The sequence below is a fragment of the Microbacter sp. GSS18 genome (assembly GCA_029319145.1).
In the GTDB taxonomy this organism is placed as follows: Bacteria; Actinomycetota; Actinomycetes; order Actinomycetales; family Microbacteriaceae; genus Microbacterium.
This window is the reverse complement of the sequence record CP119753.1, coordinates 2627215-2645753: the sequence shown is the minus strand read 5'-3', so window position 1 is coordinate 2645753 and position 18539 is coordinate 2627215. Positions and strand designations below refer to the sequence as shown.

Sequence of the window (18539 nt, the reverse complement as noted above, 5' to 3'; positions counted from 1 at the left end):
TGGAGACATGACACGCACCGCCGTCATCGTCGACGTCGTCCGCACCCCGTCCGGCCGGGGCAAGCCGGGAGGGGCGCTGAGCGACCTGCATCCGGTCGATCTCGCCGCCGCGATGCTCACCGGACTCCTCGAACGCAGCGGGCTCGAATCCGCCCAGATCGACGACGTGCTCATGGGCTGCGTCAGCCAGACCGGCGATCAGTCGATGAACATCGCGCGCCAGGCGCTGCTCGCGGCAGGCTTCGACGAGGCGGTGCCGGGCGTCAGCATCGACCGGCAGTGCGGCTCGAGCCAGCAGGCCGCGCACTTCGCGGCGCAGGGCGTGATGGCCGGCGTCTACGACATCGTGATCGCGGCAGGCGTGGAGTCGATGAGCCGGGTGCCGCTGGGCTCGGCGTGGCGGGACGCGACCGTGCCGGATGGCATCCGTCGTCGCTATCCGCAGGGGCTCGTGAACCAGGGCGTCTCGGCCGAGCTCATCGCGCATCGCTGGGGGTTCTCGCGGCAGGAGCTCGACGCGTACGCCGCGGAGTCCCACTGGCGCGCGGCGGATGCCTGGAAGCGCGGACGTTTCGACAGCCAGGTCCTGCCCGTGCTCGCCGGCGGCGAGGACGCCGTGGCGTTCGATGAGACGGTGCGCGAGGGCACGACGGTGGAGAAGCTCGGCGGACTCGCGCCGGCCTTCCGGACGGATGCCCTCGCCGACCGATTCCCCGAGCTGGACTGGCGCATCACCGCCGGCAACTCGTCCCCCCTGACGGATGCCGCCTCGGCCGCCCTCATCATGGGCGAGGACACCGCCGCGGCTCTCGGCCTCACCCCCCGGGCCCGGTTCCACTCGTTCGCCGTCGTCGGCGACGATCCGATCATGATGCTCACCGGCCCGATCGCGGCCACCCGACGCATCCTCGAGCGCAGCGGCCTGACCCTCGGCGACCTCGATGCCTACGAGGTCAACGAGGCGTTCGCGTCGGTGCCGCTGGCGTGGCTCGAGGAGTTCGACGCCGATCCGGCGCTGCTGAATCCGTGGGGCGGCGCGATCGCGCTCGGCCATGCGGTCGGTGCGTCGGGGACGCGGCTGCTCGGCACGCTCGTCGCCTACCTCGAGGACACGGGTGGCCGCTTCGGGCTGCAGACGATGTGCGAGGGCGGGGGAATGGCCAACGCCACGATCATCGAACGGCTCGCATAGGGCCCGTCCTCGCGTCGTGCGCGAGACTGGGCCCGTGCCCACGATCGTCAAGCGCCGCCCGGACGCGCCCCGCGGGTTCTTCGAGGCCGAAGCGGCCGGGCTCGCGTGGCTCGCCGCGGCGGAGGCCGTGCGCATCGTGGGCGTCGCGGGGGTGGGCGCCGGCTGGATCGAGCTCGAGCGCATCGACGAGGTCCGCCCCACCGCGGCATCCGCGGCGGCGTTCGGGACGGCGCTGGCCCGGATGCACGCCGCCGGAGCCACGGCCTTCGGGTCTCGCCCCGACGGATGGGACGGGCCGCTGTTCATCGGCCGGCGCCCGATGCCGGCGGCGGCCGAACGATCCTGGGGCGCGTTCTACGCGCGAGACCGCGTGCTGCCGTTCCTGCCGCCCGCTGTCGACGCCGGGTTCCTGACGGCGGGCGAGCAGGCCCTCGTCCGTCGCGCGTGCGACGAGATCGCCTCGGGCCGGTTCGACGACGACGAGCCGCCGGCTCGACTTCACGGCGATCTGTGGGCGGGGAACGTGCTGTGGAGCCGCGACGGCGTCGTGCTCATCGACTCCGCGGCGCACGGCGGCCATCGCGAGACAGACCTCGCGATGCTGGCGCTGTTCGGATGCCCGTACCTCGAGGTCGCGCTCGCCGCCTACGACGAGGCGGCGCCGCTGCGGGAGGGCTGGCGGGAGCGGGTTCCACTGCATCAGCTGCATCCGCTCGCCGTGCACGCGGCTGGCCACGGGCGCTCCTACGGGGCCGCGCTCGCCGATGCCGCCCAAGCGGTGCTCGCGCTGGCCGGCTGACGCTGACCTCCAGGCCGGGAGCACGCGATGATCCCCGCAGCGCCCTGGTCAAGACGCTGCGGGGATCGATGCGCACCCGCTCGATGCGGATCAGCGCAGGCCGTAGGCCCGCGTGATCTCCTGCTCGAGCGTGTTGCCGGCGGCATCCGCCACCTCGACGCGAACGGACACGAACTCGGCGTCGGCGGGGAGCTGGCTGATGACGGCGCGCAGGCCGTCCTTGCCGTGCCGCTGAACCGAGGCCTCACGCCACGACTCGCCATCGTCGGTCGAGATCCAGAGCCGGGTGGAGGTGATCGCCGCTTCCGCCGCGCCGGGCTGGTGCGAAACGTCGATGTCCACATGATGCGCCGCGCCCGATGCCCGGTTGAGCAGGTCGACGTTCGGCTTCAGGTCCGCGCGCAGCAGCGGCAGGACCTCGGTCTCGCCGGCCTCGGGCGCGCTCTGCACCGTCCACGCGGTCGAGGTCGCGGTCGACATCGTCCACCAGTTCGCATTGCGTGCGACGTCGAGCTCGAGGCGGTACTCGGCGGGCTCGGCGCCCACAGTGAACGTGCCCTTCGCCCGGTAGTTCTGCGCCTTCTGAACGCCGTTCTCGTACAGACGGAACTCCGAGGAGTCGCTGCGGTAGAACCACTCGCCCCAGCGTCCGTCGGAGTCGACCCACTCGGGGATCGACAGCGCCACCTTGTTGCCGGTGCGGGTGGCCGACTTGCCTCCGAAGAGCTGGAAGCCGGGCGCGATCACTGCGGACTGGATGTTCTCCTCGACCTTCGTGCCCGCCTCATACGCGTGACGCGTGTCGGCGACGTATGCGCCGTAGGGGTTCGAGGGCGCCGCATTGATGTAGTAGTTGTGGCCCCACATCGTGTCGGAGTCGGTCGTGATCATCTCGATGCGCACCATGGGCACCTCGAGGATGCGGATCAGGCCGAACGCCGAGGATTCCCAGGGGCGCCAGCGGTGACGCGTCTCGGCGATGCCGACACCCTCGACCTGGGCACGGTAGTTCGCCGTGACCGTCGCCGAGTTCCTGGCCGTGACCTTCAGATCGAGCGTCTGCGGGATGCCGCCCGCGAACGGGAACATGGTCTCGTACAGGTACGGGCTCGCCTTGATCGCGTCGATGTGTACGTCCGCGACGCCATCCGTCATGAGGTCTCGGATCGCCTGACCCTCGGCCTGCGACAGCGTCATGTGCGGAGCTTTGCCGCCGATGCCGTTGATCATGATCAGGCCGGGCTCGCTGTTGTAGATCACGACGGCTCGGGCGCCGGCTGCCGTGGCATCCGTCACCTGCTTGTTGAAGGCGTTCCCGGAGCGCTCGACGAGGGCGATCCTGCCCTCGACGTCGATCTCGGCGAGCTCCTCCGGGGTGCCCGCGCCGGCGTCGACGAACTGTGTGTCGATGACGCCGTCGAGGCGGTCGCTCAGACGCGAATAGCGCAGCGTGAGGTCGAGCGAATCGCTGACGGATGCTGTGATCTCAGGCGCGCGCAGCGTCTGGGAGTTGTACCACTCGAACTGCCCGATCGAGACCTCGTCGGTCGGCAGCACCGAATGCTGGTCGATGGGGGCGGTCATGCTCCATGTGTGGGAGAACGGCGAGCCCTTGGCATCCTTGCGCTGGTACGCGAGGATCGTGCCGATCACCTCGGCGTCCTCTGCGGTCTCGACGTCGATCTCGACCGCCTCGCGGGCGTCCAGCACGACGGTGACGTCATGCTCGACGAGCACCTCGGGCGCCTGCACGCTGGTCTCCTCGTCTGCGTACTTGCCACCCTCGTCGTAGGTGAAGGTGACGCCGCCGACGCTGTAGTGGCCGGCCGGCACGCGGAAGGCCGCCACGCCGTCGACGTACTTGACGGCCGCCTCGGCGAAGATCGCGCGGTCATCGACATTGATCACGTCGATGCTGCTCTGGCCCGTCGCGGGCTCGCCGTCGCGGTCGAATGCCTTGACGATCAGGTCGTAGCGCTCGGCCTCCTTGGCGAAGCCGACACCCGCGCGAAGCACGCTGCCCGATGCGTCGGTCGCGGTCAGGTAGCCCGCGTAGACGCCAGGCTCTCCGATCTGCGGGTCGACGGTGACCTCGACGGTGGCGGTGCCGCCGGCCGGAATCGTCACCGCGTCGTGGTGCAGCGTCAGCATGCCGTCGGCCGGAGCCGCGCCCTGCTCGTCGACGACGTCCATGGCGATGTCGAGGGTCACGTCGGCGTCACCGATGTTGGTGTACGTGATCGAGCGCGTGACGGCCGCGGCCTCGGTCTGCGGGTAGTCGAAGAACCCCATGCTGAGCGAGCCGGTGTCGGCGAGGACCGCCGTCGTGGATGCATGCGTCAGGTCGATGCGGCCGGTGCCCTGATCCCAGATCGAGCCGGCGGTCTGCAGGGCTGTCGAGGCCAGCAGCCCCTTGAGCTCCTGGCCGGTGAGATCGGGGTGCTGCTGCAGCAGCAGCGCGGCGGCGCCGGCGACGTGCGGCGTCGCCATCGAGGTGCCGCTGACCGCCGTGTAGTGGTCGTCGACGATCGAGCCGCGCTTGGTGCCCGCGGCGCGCGCCGCGACGATGCCGACGCCGGGCGCGGTGACATCGGGCTTGAGCTGGTAGTCGCCGGCGCGCGGGCCGCGCCCCGAGAAGTTCGCGACCACGTCGTTGTCGTTGACCGCGCCGACAGTCAGCGCCGCGTCAGCGGAGCCCGGCGTGGAGATCGTCCCGGCGGCCGACCCGTTGTTGCCGGCTGCGATGACGAACAGCACGCCCGATTCCTCGCTCAGCTCGTTGACCGCCTGCGCGGCAGGGTCGCTTCCGTCGGTCCACACGCCGTTGGATCCGACGCTCATGCTGACGACATCCGCGCCGCTGGCGACCGCCCACTCCATTCCCGCGATGATCTCGGACGTCGCGCCGGAGCCGTAGTCGTTGAGGACCTTGCCGTTGAGCAGTTCCGCATCGGGGGCGACGCCGGTGTAGAGGCCGTCCGATGCGGCGCCGGTCCCGGCGATCGTCGAGGCGACGTGCGTGCCGTGGCCGTGGCGGTCGACGGCATCCGACGCCGTGCTGAAGTTCTGCTCGGCGATGATCTTGCCGACCAGGTCGGGGTGGGTGGGGTCGATGCCCGAGTCGAGCACTGCGACGACCATGCCCTCGCCGGTGTAGCCCGCCTCCCACATCTCGTCGGCGCCGATCTGTGGAACGCCGTCCTCGAGCATCACCTCGACGCGCGCGTCGAGCCAGATCTTCTCGATCGCAGGGGCCGCGATGCGCGTCCGGCTGGTCGACGCACCCGCGTGAGCGATCAGGGCCTCACGGAAGGCGGCGGCATCGTCCTTGTCGATGTCGGCTCCGACCGCGCCGATGGACGTCAGCGTACGCTCCACCTCGATGCCGGGAAGCGCAGCGCTGCGGCTGCGGGCCGAGGGGACGGTGTCGCCGTAGTCGACGATGACCGGGATGCCCTCGGCGCCGGCGTCGTCGTAGCCGGAGTCGATCAGCTCGCGCACGTCGAACAGGGCCGGGTCGAGCAGGTCGCCGACCAGGGCCGCGACATCCGACGGGATCACGTACGTGTGGCCGCCGTACTCCTGCTTGCTGAACACTGGTGCGACGCCCTCGGGGCGCTCTGCGGCCTCGATGTCGATCGAGATCGCATCGTCGGGGTAGGTCGTCACGTGCACCTTGTCGCCGGTCAGCAGGGTGACGACGGTGGTGCTCGTCGCGGATGCCTGCTCGGCGGGCGACGGGGGCTCGGCGGTCTCGGCCTGGGCGCTCGTCACGAGCAGCGGGACCGCAAGCAGTCCGATGCACGTGCCCGCCAGGTATCGCCTGAACGATTTCACGCTGGGGTTCTCCTTGTATCTGCTGGCCAGCAGGGGCCGCCACCGGGGCGTCGGCGGCCCGGGGCTGGCCGAGTCGTGAGGGATAATCTAAGAGCCGCACGAGAGCCGATCCGGCCAAATCGGTGGCGACGTCAAGCCAGTGGCTCACACTCGCCACCGCGGTGAGGAGACCATGTCCACGCTCGACCGTTTCGGCCTGGACGCCGAGGAGCAGGCGGTCTATCTGGCGCTGCTCGAGGCCGGTCGCGCCGACGCGACGGCGCTGTCGGCATCCGCAGGGATCTCGGGCGTCGAGGCCGTTCTCGCACGCTTCGAAGAGCGCGGCATGGTCGCCCGGTCGGCAGACGCGTACGTCCTCGTCGACCCCGCTTTCGCGCTGTCGGACATCGTGACCGCCCACGAGCGCGACCTGCATCACGCCCGGCTCGCGCTCGACGACCTGACGACGCGATACCGGCGGCGGCAGGGTGAGGGCGTGATCGACGCGTCGCTCGAGACGGTGGTGGATCCCGAGGCGGCCAGGCGACGACTCGAGCAGATCTACCGGGGCGCGCGCCGCGAGGTGATGGCGATGGAGCGGCCGCCGTACTCGAGTTCCCCGGCCGAGCCGAATCCGCTCGAGCTCGAGCTCCTCGGCCGCGGAGTGCGGCATCGGGTGCTCTACGAGAACAGCGCCGTGGACCAGCCGGGGCGGCTGGACGACCTGCTCGTGGGAATCGCCGCGGGTGAGGAGGCGCGGGTCACGCCCGAGGTTCCGGGACGCCTGCTCATCGTCGACCGCACCTACGCGGTGCTGCCGTCGACGGCCGGGGCCCTGCTGACCCATCAGCTGCATGTCGTGCATCGGGGCGCCATGCTCGACATGCTGGTGGCGCTGTTCGAGGCCACGTGGGACCGCTCGATCCCCTTCCGCGCAGAGGAAGCGGTCGGAGACGAGGATGCCGATCAGGCCATCCTCGGGCTGATGGCGTCAGGACTGACCGATGCGGCCATCGCACGTGAAGTGGGGCTGAGCCCGCGCACGCTCCAGCGACGGATCCGGGAGCTGTGCGACCGGCTGGGCGCACAGTCGCGCTTCCAGGCGGGGATCCAGGCCGCACGCCAGGGCCTGATCTGACACGTCCCGACGGACCGAGAGGACGGGCCCCGCGGCTCGTCGCCTGCGGGGCCCGTCCGGCTCTGTCGCTTCAGTCGGTCGCGGCGATCGCGAACAGGGTCGTCGTGCCCGAGACCTCGTTGCCCACGGCGAGCAGCGGGTCACCCGTCGGCGAGGCGCTCGCCGGGATGAAGGCCAGCCCCTCGGGGCCGAGGTCGCCGGCCTCGGACGACTCGGCGTCGACCGAGAAGTCGCGGTTGTTCACGTACGTCACGAACGCGGCCGACGCCGGCTCGGTGATGTCGTAGACCATGACGCCGCCGACGCGCTCGAGACCGATGAAGGCGTAGGTGCGACCGTCGACCTCGCCGATCGCGATGCCCTCGGGCTCGGGACCCTTGGCGTCGCTGCGCGCGTCGAAGTCGTCGTTGTCGTCGTTGCTGGAGTTGAACGCCGCGGGCGCCGCGAGCGCGGTGTACTGCTCGAAGTCGTCGCCCGAGTCGAACACCTGCGTGCCGTCGGTCGTCCAGATCGAGAACGAGCGGGCCCCGAACGAGTACAGCGTGTCATAGCACTCGCCGTTGAAGCCGTTCTCGCGCGTCACCTCGAGGCGTCCCAGGTCCTCGTTCTCGAGCAGGCCGGCGAGCGGACCGTCGCACACGGGGCCGTAGCCGTCATCGTCGAGGTCCTTCGCTCGCACCGGCTCCTCGTAGTCGCCCCATTCGCGGGCGTCGCCCTCGTTCGCCGTGACGAGGTAGGTCTGCCCGGCGGCCGTGTACGAGTCGATCGCGTCGGGCTGATACATCCCGACGACACCCGGCCGGGTCCGGATGTCGATGGCGTCGTCGCGGTCGGAGGCGTCGATCCCGCTGCCCGCGGCGCCGTAGTCTTTGAACCCGAGCGCCCAGATGTCGTCGACCTTCGCCGAGTTCAGGTCGACGACGGCGATCGCGTTGTTCTCCTGCAGCGTGACGTACGCCGTCGTGCCGACGGTCGTGATGTACTCCGGCTCGAGGTTGCGTGAGATCGGGTTGTCGGCCTCCGGCTGCGGCCCGAAGACGCGGACGTCCGCGGGGAGCGTCTTCTCGCCGCCCGCCTCGAACTCGTGGAAGTCAGCGGTGCGGACGTTGCCCTGGTTCGACGCGCGCTTCTTGGTCGGGTGCAGCTTGATGACGCTGACCGTGCCCTCGGGGTCGCTGGAGAAGTCGTCCGCGGGCTCGCCCTCGTTGGCGACGACGGCGTACTTGCCGTCGTCGGTGATGGTGACCATGTCGGGCAGCGACCCGATGGCGACCTCGCCGAGGTGGGCGGATGCCGCGTCGTCGGCATCCGCGTCGAAGAACACGACGTGTCCGGCCGAGACCTTGTCGGGCGCCTCGAACGCGACGACGCCGAGGCCGTCCGCGCGGACGGCGACGGAGTTGGCGATGCCCGCCGAGGCGATGGAGAACAGCTCGGTCGGGTTCGCGGGGTCGGCGAAGTCCAGCACGGTGACCGCGCCGGCCTGCGCGTTGACGATGAAGAGGCGGTCGCCGTGGGCCTGGACGATCTCGGCCGCGGACTCGTCGAAGATCCCGGTCTCGTGGGTGCCGATGGGTGTGAGCGACAGTGCGGCGTCGCCCGCGGAGTAGCTGATGGGCGCCGCGACGATCGCCGCGTTCGCGGCGAGCGGCGTGAGCGCGAGCGTGCAGGCGGCGACAGCAGCCGCACCCGCGGTCACGGTGCGGCGGTGCAGTGATGAAGGCATCGGTGTCCTCGGATTCGTCGGGTCCTCGTCTGCGCGCGGGTCGCGCGCATGCCTCCGTTCGTAGCGAGCGCACATGGAATCGATGTGAACGGCAGGGGAACGACGTGGATGAACGGACTCCCATTTATATAGTTGGAAGTCCATGTAAAATGAGCACGGTGCCCATGACGGCACACTCTGCAGCGGCAGGATGCCCCACAAGGGCGCCCCGCACGAACGAAGGAGCACCGGTGTCGATGACGATCACCCCGCCCGCCGCATCCGCTGTCAGCGCCGACGAGCGCGCCGCCATCCTGGAGGCCGTATGCGACTTCGCCGCATCCGAGCTCGCGCCCCACGCACAGGAGTGGGACGCCGTCGGGCACTTCCCGCGGGACACCCTTCGGATGGCCGGGGAGCTGGGGCTCGGAGGCATCTACATTCGGGAGGACGTCGGCGGCACAGCACTGAGCCGGTCGGACGCCGTCGAGATCTTCGCGGCCCTCGCCGAGGGCGACCCCACGATGGCGGCCTATATGTCGATCCACAACATGGTCGCGTGGATGATCGACACGTACGGCACCGAGGCGCAGCGCCACGGATGGCTGCCGCGGCTGGTGTCGATGGGCGACCTCGGCAGCTACTGCCTCACCGAGCCGGGGGCCGGTTCGGACGCCGCCGCCATCACCACGACCGCCATCCGGGACGGCGAGGACTACGTGATCACCGGTGTCAAGCAGTTCATCTCGGGCGCCGGTGAGGCAGCCGTCTACATCGTGATGGCGCGCACCGGCGAGCCGGGGGCGCGCGGGATCACGGCATTCCTCGTGCCGGCCGGTGCACGCGGGCTCTCGTTCGGGGCCAAGGAGCGCAAGATGGGCTGGAACGCGCAGCCCACGCGTCAGGTGATCCTCGACGAGGTGCGGGTTCCCGCGGGCGACATGCTCGGTGGCGAGGGAGAGGGATTCAAGATCGCGATGTCGGCGCTCGACGGCGGCCGCATCAACATCGCGGCCTGCTCGCTCGGCGGGGCGCAGTGGGCGCTCGACCGAGCGACCCGATACGTCAAGGAGCGGTTCACGTTCGGCGAGCCGCTGGCCGACAAGCAGGCTGTCGTCTTCAAGCTCGCCGACATGGCGACCGAGCTGCGCGCCGCCCGAGCGCTCGTGCGGGATGCCGCCGCCGCGCTCGACGCGAAGGCGCCGGACGCCTCCATGCAGTGCGCCATGGCGAAGCGGTATGCCACCGATGCCGGGTTCGGCATCGCGAACGAGGCCCTGCAGCTGCACGGCGGCTACGGCTATCTGCAGGACTACGGCATCGAGAAGGTGGTGCGCGATCTGCGGGTGCACCAGATCCTCGAGGGGACCAACGAGATCATGCGCGTGATCATCGGGCGCGCGCTGTTGGAGGCGTGACATGAGGATCGCATTCCTGGGCCTGGGGCACATGGGGCGCCCCATGGCGCACAACCTCACGGACGCAGGGCACGAGGTGGTGGGCTTCGACGTCGTCGACGTCGCACGGGATGCCGCCCGCGCCGAGGGGCTCGAGGTGGCAGAGTCGGCGACGGATGCCGTGGCCGGCGGTGCCGAGGTCGTCATCACGATGTTCCAGACCGGCGCGCAGGTTCTGGACGCCTATCGCGGGGTCGACGGAGTCCCGGGGCTCCTGGACGTCGCGACGCCGGGAACACTGTTCCTGGAGTGCTCGACGATCGCCGTCGACGAGGCGCGCCAGGCGCACGCGCTCGCGGAAGCCGCCGGCCACCGGTGCCTCGACGCCCCGGTCTCGGGGGGAGTCGTCGGCGCCGAGAACGCCACGCTCGCCTTCATGGTGGGGGGCGTCGCCGCGGACTTCGCTGCGGCGCAGCCGATCCTCGAAGCGATGGGCCGGCGCATCGTGCACTGCGGCGAAGCGGGGCTCGGCCAGGCCGCGAAGGTCTGCAACAACATGATCCTCGCGGTGTCGCAGATCGCCGTCGCCGAGGCCTTCGTGCTCGGGGAGCGGCTGGGGCTCAGCCACCAGGCGCTGTACGACGTCGCCTCGAACGCGTCGGGGCAGTGCTGGGCGCTGACGACGAACTGCCCCGTTCCCGGACCCGTGCCGACGAGTCCGGCCAATCGCGACTACCAGCCGGGCTTCGCCGGGGCGCTCATGAACAAGGACCTCGGTCTCGCCGAGCACGCCATCGACGCCACGGGCGTATCGGCGCGCATGGGATTGCTGGCCCGCGAGATCTACCGTGAATTCGCGAACGGCCCGGGCGCGGGGCAGGATTTCTCTGGGATCATCACCACGATCCGCGCCGACAGCACCGACGCCTGAGGGAGCCGCATGACCGAGTACGCCACGATCCTCGTCGAGACGCGCGGACGCGTGGGGTGGATCACCCTGAACCGCCCCGAGGCCCTGAACGCCCTGAACTCGCAGGTCATGCGGGACGTCGTGGCGGCGGCATCCGCCTTCGACGCCGACGAGCAGATCGGCGCGATCGTCGTCACCGGTTCGGAGCGCGCGTTCGCCGCCGGCGCCGACATCAAGGAGATGGAGTCCAAGTCCGGGCTCGAGATGCTCGTCGGCGACCACTTCGGCGACTGGTCGCGCTTCGCTGATGTGCGCACGCCCGTCATCGCGGCCGTATCGGGCTACGCCCTCGGCGGCGGGTGCGAACTCGCCATGATGTGCGACATCATCCTCGCCGCCGACTCGGCGAAGTTCGGTCAGCCCGAGGTCAACCTGGGCGTGATCCCCGGCATGGGCGGAACGCAGCGCCTGATGCGGGCCGTGGGGTACTCGAAGGCGGCCGACCTGATCCTGACCGGGCGCATGATGGATGCCGCCGAGGCCGAGCGCTCGGGCCTCGTCGCGCGCGTGGTGCCGGCGTCCGAGCTGCTCGACGAGGCCGCGAAGGTCGCCGACACGATCGCGTCGAAGTCACTCCCGTCGCTGTACGCGGCCAAGGCGGCGCTGGACGCGGCGATGGAGACGCCGCTGGCCGAGGGCCTGCGGTTCGAGAAGCACGCGTTCGCGGCGCTGTTCGACACCGAGGACCAGAAAGAGGGCATGACCGCGTTCCGCGAGAAGCGCGCGCCCGAGTTCCGGAACCGCTGAGCTCGCGCCCCGCGGTTCCGGTACGGCTGAGCTCGCGCCCCGCGCCCCGCGCCCCGCGTCGCCCGACGCCTCGGCCGGGTGTCACAGCTCAGGCAGGGTCGCGCGACGCGCCGTGACCGCTCGGCGTGTCGTCGCGATCTGCCTGAATTCGCGCACGGTGGGAGCCGGCGAAGGGGCGGGTGCGGAACCCTGCGGCGGCTTGGGCTGCGGCCGGGGGCCCGGGCGGGGTGGGTGCGGAACCCCGCGGCGGCTCGGGCTGCGGCCGGGGGCCGTGCGGGGGCCGTGCGGGGCGGCTAGAGCGGCTCGGGCTGCGGGCGCGGATCGGTGAAGTCGCCGGCGCCCTTGCGCAGCCGCGCGATCAGGCGCACCACCTCGGCGGTCTCCTCCGGCGCCATGCCCGGGCTCTCGAACACGTTCGTGTTCAGCGCCGCCGTCGCCCGCTCGACCAGGTCGCGGCCCGCCTCGGTGATCACGAGCATCGCCGCGCGCCCGTCGACGGGGTGCGGTTCGCGCTCGGCGAGCTCGTCGCGCACGAGGCGATCGACGGTGTTGGTCACGCTCGTGGGGTGCACCTGCAGGCGGGCGATGGCGCTGGCCATCGGCATCCGCCCCTGCCGCGTGAAGGCGAGCAGGCGAAGCATCTCGTAGCGCGCGAACGACAGTCCGAACGGCTTCAGCGTCGCGTCGATGCGTGCCAGCAGAAGCTGGTGGGCGCGCATGATCGACGTGACGAGCGTCATGCCGCCGGCGGAGTCCTCCCAGCCGTGGGCGATCCACTGGCGCTTGGCCTCGGCGATCGGATCGACCGGCAGCGGTGCGTTCCTCGGCATCGGTGGCTCCTTCCGCGCAGGACAACGCTACCGGCGCGGCGGCGTCAGGCGCGGCCGGGGCGGCGACCGGGCAGTCTGTCGACCGCCGGAGCGAGGATGCCGCGCAGCAGGCCCACGAGGCCGTAGGGCACGAAGAACGCGAAGACCATCAGCACGACGCCGTACGTCACACCCGTCGCCGATGTGCTGAGCGCCGAGGTCCACGTGGGCACGTACTGCACGAACAGCGCACCCAGTACGGCGCCAGGCACCGTGGCGAGGCCGCCCACCACGATGAGGGTGACGAACGAGATCGACATCGCCAGGCCGAAGTTCTCGGGGCCGATGAACTCCAGCAGCAGCGCGTAGAGGCCGCCGGCGACGCCGGCATAGACCGCGGATGCCGCGAAGAGGCGCGTCTTGGTCTGCCACACGTCGACGCCCAGCGTCTCGGCCACGAGCTCCGCATCGCGGACGGCCACGAACGACCGGCCCAGGCGCCCCCGCCCGAGGCGGCGGGTGACGAGGTAGGCGATGCCGGCGCACGCGAGCGCCAGGTAGAACACCCACTGGTCGTGCTCGAGGGCGACCCATGCCGGCGGGTCCGCATCGATCGCGATGCCGCGGTTGCCGCGCGTGAGGTCTCCCATCGCCCGGATCGCCGACGGGGTGGCGATCGCCATCGCGAGGGTGACCAGGCCCAGCTGCAGCCCCTTGAGGCGCAGCGCGGGCAGCCCGATCAGGTATCCGATGACGAAGGGCACGGCGCCCGCCACGACGAGCGTCAGCGGATGCGGCCAGCCGGCCTGGCCGGCCAGCGCGACGCTGTAGGCGCCCATCGCGAAGAACGCCGAGTGTCCGAGCGAGACCTGGCCGCCGAAGCCGACCAGCAGGTTGAGCCCCAGGCCCACGATCGTCCAGATCATGACGAGCGTGACCGTCTGGTTGATGTACGACGGATTCACCAGCGGCAGGGCGAGCAAGGCGGCGGCCGATCCCAGGCCGACGGTCCAGCGCAGCCAGACCGGCGGATTCAGGGCGGCGCGGGGACGGCGCAGCCACTCCACGAGCGACGCGCGGGGCGGGGCGGCGTGCTCCACCGTGCGGACGGGGGTCGTGGTGGTCATGCGCGCACCAGCTCCTTCCGGCCGAAGAGGCCCTGCGGCCGTGCAAGCAGCACCCCCACGATCAGGGCGAGGGCGACGACCTGTCGCAGCTCCCCGCCGACGGCCGGCACGAGCGTGCCCGCCAGGTTCTCGATGACGCCGACGGCGACGCCGCCGACGAGGGCGCCGAACGGCGACTCGAGCCCGCCGAGGATGGCCGCGGCGAACGCGTAGATGAGGACCGGCGCCATCATGCCCGGGTGCAGGAACAGCTCGGGGGCGATCAGGACGCCCGCGACGGCGCTCACGGCACCCGCGATCGCCCATCCCGTCGACATCATGCGGCCGGTCGAGACACCCGACAGCTCCGCCGACTCGGGAGCCGACACCGACGCCCGCATCTGCAGGCCGACGCGCGTGTAGCGGAAGAACACCGCGAGCAGCAGCGCGATGGTGGCGACGCTGAGAACGATGCCGGCATCCTGTCGCGACACCGCGACCGGGCCGAGCTGGATGATCCCGGCTCCGAACAGCGGCGGGATCTCCTTGGTCTGGTACGTCCACACCCAGCCGACCAGCGCGTTCAGCGCGATCATGAGCCCGAGGCTCACGATGATCACCGGCAGATGCTGGTGACGGCGGACGAGGGGCCGGAAGAGGATCCGCTCGGCGCCCACCGAGAAGAGCGCCATGAAGGCCACCGACACGACGAGCGCGAGCCAGGGCGGAGCGCCCCACGCGATGGCCTGCCAGGCGACGTAGGCGCCGAGCAGCGCGAACTCGCCCTGGGCGAAGTTTAGGGTGCGCGAGGCGCGGAAGACGAGGACGATCGCCAGCGCGAGAGCGCCGTAGATGGCTCCCGTCGCGATGCCGTCCGCCAGCTGCTGCAGGATCATGTCGGCCTCACACCCCCAGGTACGCGCGGCGCACGTCGTCGTTGCCGCGCATGAGCTCGGCAGGCCCGGCGGCCACGATGGCGCCGCTTTCGAGGACCATCGCGTCGTCCGCGACGTCCAGGGCGAGATCGGCGTTCTGCTCGACCACGACCATGGCCACGCCGGTCTCGCGGCAGACCTCGTCGAGCGACGCGAACATCTCGGCGGTGATCTTGGGGGCGAGCCCGAGACTCGGCTCGTCGAGCAGCACGACGCGCGGACGGGACATGAACGCGCGCGCGATGGCGAGCATCTGCTGCTCGCCGCCCGAGAGCGCCGCGGCGTTCTGGTCGATGCGCTCGCCGAGGCGCGGGAACCGCTCGATCCACCGCTCGAGGTCCTCGGCGGCCTCGGCGCGCGTGCGCGTCGTGGCGCCGACGAGCAGATTCTCGCGCACCGAGAGGTCCTTGATCGTGCCGCGGCCCTGGGGGACGTGGGCGATGCCCGCCTGGGCGATGCGGTGCGTGGCGAGCCCCATGAGCTCGCGGCCGTCCAGGCGCACGTGGCCGCGCGCCTGGCACAGCCCGCTGATCGCCCGCAGGGTCGTGGTCTTGCCGGCGCCGTTGCCGCCGAGGATGACGAGGCGCCCGCCTTCGGCGACGTCGAAGCCGACGTCGCGCAGCACGGTGACGCGGCCGTACCCGGCCGATTCCAGTTCGACACTGAGCAGGGTCATGCCGCCGCTCCTCCCAGATAGGCCGCGACGACCGCGGGATCGTTCGCGACGTCGGCGGGCTCGCCCTCGGCGATCTTGCGGCCGAGGTTGAGCACGACGACGCGGTCGCACACGCGCATGACGAGCGCCATGTGGTGCTCGACGAGCAGGATCGCCGTGCCGCGCTCGCGGGCGAGGCGCTTGATGGTGTCCGCGAGTTCGAGGACCTCGCTGTGGATGAGCCCGTTGGCGGGCTCATCGATGAGGAGCAGGCGGGGCTCGCTGACGAGCGCGCGGGCGAGCTCGACGCGCTTGAGCGTGCCGAACGGCAGCACCGCCACCGGCACGTCGGCGACGGGGGCGAGACCGAGGGCCTCGAGCACCGCCATCGCGGACGCGCGCTGTGACCGCTCGCTGCGCTTCACCTGGGGCAGGGCCAGCGCGGTGGCCCAGTAGCCGCCGTGCGAGACGTGGTAGGTGCCGGCCATCACGTTCTCGAGCACGGTCTGCGACATCAGCAGGCCGATGTTCTGGAAGGTCCGGCTCACGCCGAGGTCGGTGATGCGGTGGCGGGGCATGCCGATGACGTGCCGCCCGCCCACGCGGATCATGCCCGACTGCGGTCTGTACAGCCCGTTGATGCAGTTGAAGAGGCTGGTCTTGCCGGCTCCGTTGGGTCCGATGAGCCCGACGATCTCGCCCTCGTTCACCGTGAAGCTCGGGCCGTCGAGCGCTTGGACGCCGCCGAAGGACAGTTCGACTTCGGCGACCTCGAGGATGGCGTTCATGGTTCTCCTGGAACAGCGGAGCGGAGCCGGCCATGTGCGGCCGGCCCCGCCCCGTTCGGATCAGTCGACGGTGTAGGTGCCGTCCTGCAGGTCCCACGTGTTGCCGTTGAACACCTGCACGCCGATCTCCTGGAACGTGTAGGGGTAGTCGGACGACGTGGACACCGGAATCGGCGACAGGTCGAGTTCGAGGCCGTCGAACGACGTCGCCGCGTCGAGGAGCGCCTCGCGGGTGCAGCCGTCCATCGACGCCAGCGCCGCTTCGAGCAGCTGCGCCGTCTGGTAGCCGGCCGCCGACGGCGCGAACATCGCGTTGACCTCTTCGGGGTGGGCGGCGGCGAACTCGGTCCACGCGTCGAAGCCGGCATCGCCCGCGAGCGATGGGTCGGTGATGTCCTTCGTGTACGCGATCGAGACGACGCCGTCGGCCGCGCCCTCGCCGGCGGGCTTCAAGAAGAACGTCGCGTCGGCGGCGGGCGCGCTGATGACCGTCGTCGCGTCCCAGCCGAGTTCGAGCTTCTTCTTCAGCGACTGCGTCGCGAACGCGCCGACGGCCCAGTCGAGGAAGATGTCGGCGTCGGATGCCGCGAGCGCGGTGACCTGGCTGTCGACCGAGGCGGCCGACAGCTCGTAGCTCTCGGCGGCGACGATCTCGACGCCGGTGCCCTCGAACACCGCTTCGAAGCCCTCGTAGACGCTCTCGCCGAAGTCGTCGTTCTGGTACAGGATCGCGGCGGTCGCGTCGGGGTAGGTCTCGGTGATGTAGGTCGCGAGCGTCTCGACCTCGAAGCTGTACTGCGGCATGAAGCCGATCGTCCAGTTCGTGCCGTCGGTGTGGAGGGCGGGGATGGCGTCGGTCCCCGTGCCGACGAAGAGATTCGGGATGCCGTTCTCCTCGACGTACGGGGCGACGCCGATGGCGGCGCCGGTGCCCAGCACGCCCGCGAGGGCGAACACCTCGTCCTGCTCGACGAGCGTGCGGACGTTGGTCGAGGTCTTGGCGGGGTCGTAGCCGTCGTCCATGACGATGACCTCGACGTCGCGCTGCGTGCCGTCGGCGAACGTCAGACCGCCGTCGGCGTTGATGTCGTCGAAGTAGACCTTCATGGTCGTCCCGATCGCGCCGTACGCGGCGGCCGGACCCGACAGCGGCAGACTCGTGCCGATGGTGACCGTGTCGTCGGTGAACCCGGGGTCGCAGGCCTCGGCCATGCCGGTGTCCTCGGGGGTGTTGCCGGCGTCGCGACCGGCGCAGCCGGACAGGGCCAGGGCTCCGACGAGGCCGACGGATGCGAGCGTGATCAGGCGTGCTCTTGTGATGTGCGGATGAGACATCGTTCCTCCTCGAACGGTGCTTCGGTCTTGCGCTGTTGACGGCAGTCTGCCAAATCACCGGCCGAATGTCACGAATTTTGTTAATTGTGATTCACGTGTGCATGATCGCTGTGCGGCCTGCGAAGAGCCTGATGCCGCATCAGAAGTGAACATCACGTCACAGCGACGTCCGGCGCGCGTACGCAAGGATGCCCGCCAGCGGCGGCACGCGACCCGCGCGGAGCCGTTCCTGGTCCGTCGTCAGCAGTCCACAAACGGAGCGCGCGCCCCGCGGGCATCGTTCGTAGGTTTTCTCGCCCCGGGTCGGGAGGGTCCGGCGGCGTGAATAGACTCGTCAGAGTCGAAGGAGCAGATTCGAAATGAAGATCGTCGTCCTGGTCAAGGAGGTCCCGGACACCTACGGTGACCGGAAGCTCAATCTCGAGACGGGGCTCGCCGAGCGTGATGCGAGCGACCGCGTGATCGATGAGATCGGTGAGCGCGCCCTCGAGGTGGCGCTGTCGTATGCCGACGCGAACGCGGGAACCGAGGTGGTGGTGCTGTCGATGGCCGCCGAGGCCTCGGCGGCGACCGTGCGCAAGGGGCTCGCGATGGGGGCGGCATCCGCCGTTCAGGTCGTCGACGAGCAGCTCGCCGGCGCCGACCTGGGACTGACGGCCGAGGTCCTCGCCGCCGCACTGGAGCGCACCGGGTTCGATCTCGTGATCGCCGGGAACCTGTCGACCGACGGTACGGGTGGCGTGATCCCGGCGATGGTCGCCGAGATCCTCGACGTGCCGGCCGCGACGATGCTCAACACCATCGAGATCGCCGAGGACACCGTGTCGGGGCAGCGCGCGACCGATGGCGCGACCGCGGCGGTGTCCGCACCGCTGCCCGCTCTGATCTCGGTCACCGAGGCGCTTCCCGACGCGCGGTTCCCGAACTTCAAGGGCATCATGGCGGCGAAGAAGAAGCCGTTCGAGACGCTGTCGCTCGCCGACCTCGACCTCGACCCCATGGACCCGGCCGCGGCGCGCTCGATCATGACCACGATCAGCGAGAAGCCGCCGCGCGAGGCGGGCGTGAAGATCACCGACGAGGGCGATGCGGGCGAGCAGCTCGCGGACTTCCTCATCCAGAACCGGCTCGCGTAAGGGGGAGCAGA

At 70.6% G+C, this 18539-nt stretch carries 15 protein-coding genes; 7 read left to right on the top strand and 8 right to left on the bottom strand.

From position 1 onward, the window contains the following. Positions 1-7 precede the first annotated feature (7 nt). Positions 8-1192: a thiolase family protein gene (locus P0L94_12110; GenBank protein ID WES63199.1), complete on the top strand. Its 1185-nt coding sequence runs from the start codon at positions 8-10 to the stop codon at positions 1190-1192. Next, complete coding sequence (locus tag P0L94_12105; protein WES63198.1) at positions 1116-1991, top strand: fructosamine kinase family protein; 876 nt, start codon at positions 1116-1118, stop codon at positions 1989-1991. The genes P0L94_12110 and P0L94_12105 overlap by 77 nt, the downstream gene beginning before the upstream one ends. 90 nt (positions 1992-2081) lie before the next feature. Here P0L94_12105 and P0L94_12100 read toward each other — a convergent pair whose 3' ends face one another. Continuing rightward, on the bottom strand, positions 2082-5828 hold the full coding sequence (locus P0L94_12100) for a S8 family serine peptidase (GenBank protein WES63197.1): 3747 nt from the start codon (positions 5826-5828) through the stop codon (positions 2082-2084). Between the two features lie 172 nt (positions 5829-6000). Here P0L94_12100 and P0L94_12095 point away from each other — a divergent pair, with 172 nt between their 5' ends. After that, on the top strand, positions 6001-6945 hold the full coding sequence (locus P0L94_12095) for a helix-turn-helix domain-containing protein (protein WES63196.1): 945 nt from the start codon (positions 6001-6003) through the stop codon (positions 6943-6945). A gap of 70 nt (positions 6946-7015) precedes the next feature. Here P0L94_12095 and P0L94_12090 read toward each other — a convergent pair whose 3' ends face one another. Then, positions 7016-8671 (bottom strand): choice-of-anchor I family protein, encoded by a 1656-nt coding sequence (locus tag P0L94_12090; protein WES63195.1) that lies wholly within the window; start codon positions 8669-8671, stop codon positions 7016-7018. Positions 8672-8907: 236 nt separating this feature from the next. On the opposite strand from P0L94_12090, the gene P0L94_12085 reads away from it, so the two are divergent. Genes P0L94_12085 through P0L94_12075 form a run of 3 tightly spaced genes read left to right on the top strand, consistent with a single transcriptional unit; the run spans position 8908 to position 11764 of the window. After that, complete coding sequence (locus tag P0L94_12085) at positions 8908-10068, top strand: acyl-CoA dehydrogenase family protein (protein WES63194.1); 1161 nt, start codon at positions 8908-8910, stop codon at positions 10066-10068. A gap of 1 nt (position 10069) precedes the next feature. After that, complete coding sequence (mmsB, locus tag P0L94_12080) at positions 10070-10978, top strand: 3-hydroxyisobutyrate dehydrogenase (GenBank protein ID WES63193.1); 909 nt, start codon at positions 10070-10072, stop codon at positions 10976-10978. A 9-nt stretch (positions 10979-10987) separates the two neighbouring features. Then, positions 10988-11764, top strand: coding sequence for an enoyl-CoA hydratase (locus tag P0L94_12075; protein ID WES63192.1), 777 nt, complete (start codon positions 10988-10990; stop codon positions 11762-11764). A gap of 293 nt (positions 11765-12057) precedes the next feature. Here the strand turns inward: P0L94_12075 and P0L94_12070 are convergent, their stop codons facing one another. The 6 genes from P0L94_12070 to P0L94_12045 are packed head-to-tail and all read right to left on the bottom strand — an operon-like array spanning position 12058 to position 17392. Further along, positions 12058-12594 (bottom strand): MarR family transcriptional regulator, encoded by a 537-nt coding sequence (locus P0L94_12070; GenBank protein WES63191.1) that lies wholly within the window; start codon positions 12592-12594, stop codon positions 12058-12060. Between the two features lie 44 nt (positions 12595-12638). Further along, complete coding sequence (locus P0L94_12065) at positions 12639-13700, bottom strand: branched-chain amino acid ABC transporter permease (protein WES63190.1); 1062 nt, start codon at positions 13698-13700, stop codon at positions 12639-12641. Further along, positions 13697-14575, bottom strand: a complete 879-nt coding sequence (locus P0L94_12060) for a branched-chain amino acid ABC transporter permease (protein ID WES63189.1) — start codon at positions 14573-14575, stop codon at positions 13697-13699. The genes P0L94_12065 and P0L94_12060 overlap by 4 nt, the downstream gene beginning before the upstream one ends. A 7-nt stretch (positions 14576-14582) precedes the next feature. Then, the gene (locus tag P0L94_12055) at positions 14583-15290 is read right to left on the bottom strand and encodes an ABC transporter ATP-binding protein (protein ID WES63188.1); all 708 of its coding nucleotides are present in this window, start codon (positions 15288-15290) and stop codon (positions 14583-14585) included. Then, on the bottom strand, positions 15287-16057 hold the full coding sequence (locus tag P0L94_12050; GenBank protein ID WES63187.1) for an ABC transporter ATP-binding protein: 771 nt from the start codon (positions 16055-16057) through the stop codon (positions 15287-15289). Before P0L94_12050 ends, P0L94_12055 begins: the two co-directional genes overlap by 4 nt. A 60-nt stretch (positions 16058-16117) precedes the next feature. Continuing rightward, on the bottom strand, positions 16118-17392 hold the full coding sequence (locus P0L94_12045) for an ABC transporter substrate-binding protein (protein ID WES63186.1): 1275 nt from the start codon (positions 17390-17392) through the stop codon (positions 16118-16120). 359 nt (positions 17393-17751) lie between these two features. Between P0L94_12045 and P0L94_12040 the strand changes: the two genes are divergently transcribed. Then, complete coding sequence (locus P0L94_12040; GenBank protein ID WES63185.1) at positions 17752-18528, top strand: electron transfer flavoprotein subunit beta/FixA family protein; 777 nt, start codon at positions 17752-17754, stop codon at positions 18526-18528. Positions 18529-18539 lie beyond the last annotated feature (11 nt).

Coding starts and splice junctions, on each gene's coding strand:
- P0L94_12090 (WES63195.1), bottom strand. CDS start 8,671: ATGCCTTCATCACTGCACCGCCGCACCGTGACCGCGGGTGCGGCTGCT.
- P0L94_12065 (WES63190.1), bottom strand. CDS start 13,700: ATGACCACCACGACCCCCGTCCGCACGGTGGAGCACGCCGCCCCGCCC.
- P0L94_12045 (WES63186.1), bottom strand. CDS start 17,392: ATGTCTCATCCGCACATCACAAGAGCACGCCTGATCACGCTCGCATCC.
- P0L94_12085 (WES63194.1), top strand. CDS start 8,908: ATGACGATCACCCCGCCCGCCGCATCCGCTGTCAGCGCCGACGAGCGC.
- P0L94_12095 (WES63196.1), top strand. CDS start 6,001: ATGTCCACGCTCGACCGTTTCGGCCTGGACGCCGAGGAGCAGGCGGTC.
- P0L94_12050 (WES63187.1), bottom strand. CDS start 16,057: ATGAACGCCATCCTCGAGGTCGCCGAAGTCGAACTGTCCTTCGGCGGC.
- P0L94_12040 (WES63185.1), top strand. CDS start 17,752: ATGAAGATCGTCGTCCTGGTCAAGGAGGTCCCGGACACCTACGGTGAC.
- P0L94_12060 (WES63189.1), bottom strand. CDS start 14,575: ATGATCCTGCAGCAGCTGGCGGACGGCATCGCGACGGGAGCCATCTAC.
- P0L94_12075 (WES63192.1), top strand. CDS start 10,988: ATGACCGAGTACGCCACGATCCTCGTCGAGACGCGCGGACGCGTGGGG.
- P0L94_12055 (WES63188.1), bottom strand. CDS start 15,290: ATGACCCTGCTCAGTGTCGAACTGGAATCGGCCGGGTACGGCCGCGTC.
- P0L94_12110 (WES63199.1), top strand. CDS start 8: ATGACACGCACCGCCGTCATCGTCGACGTCGTCCGCACCCCGTCCGGC.
- mmsB (WES63193.1), top strand. CDS start 10,070: ATGAGGATCGCATTCCTGGGCCTGGGGCACATGGGGCGCCCCATGGCG.
- P0L94_12070 (WES63191.1), bottom strand. CDS start 12,594: ATGCCGAGGAACGCACCGCTGCCGGTCGATCCGATCGCCGAGGCCAAG.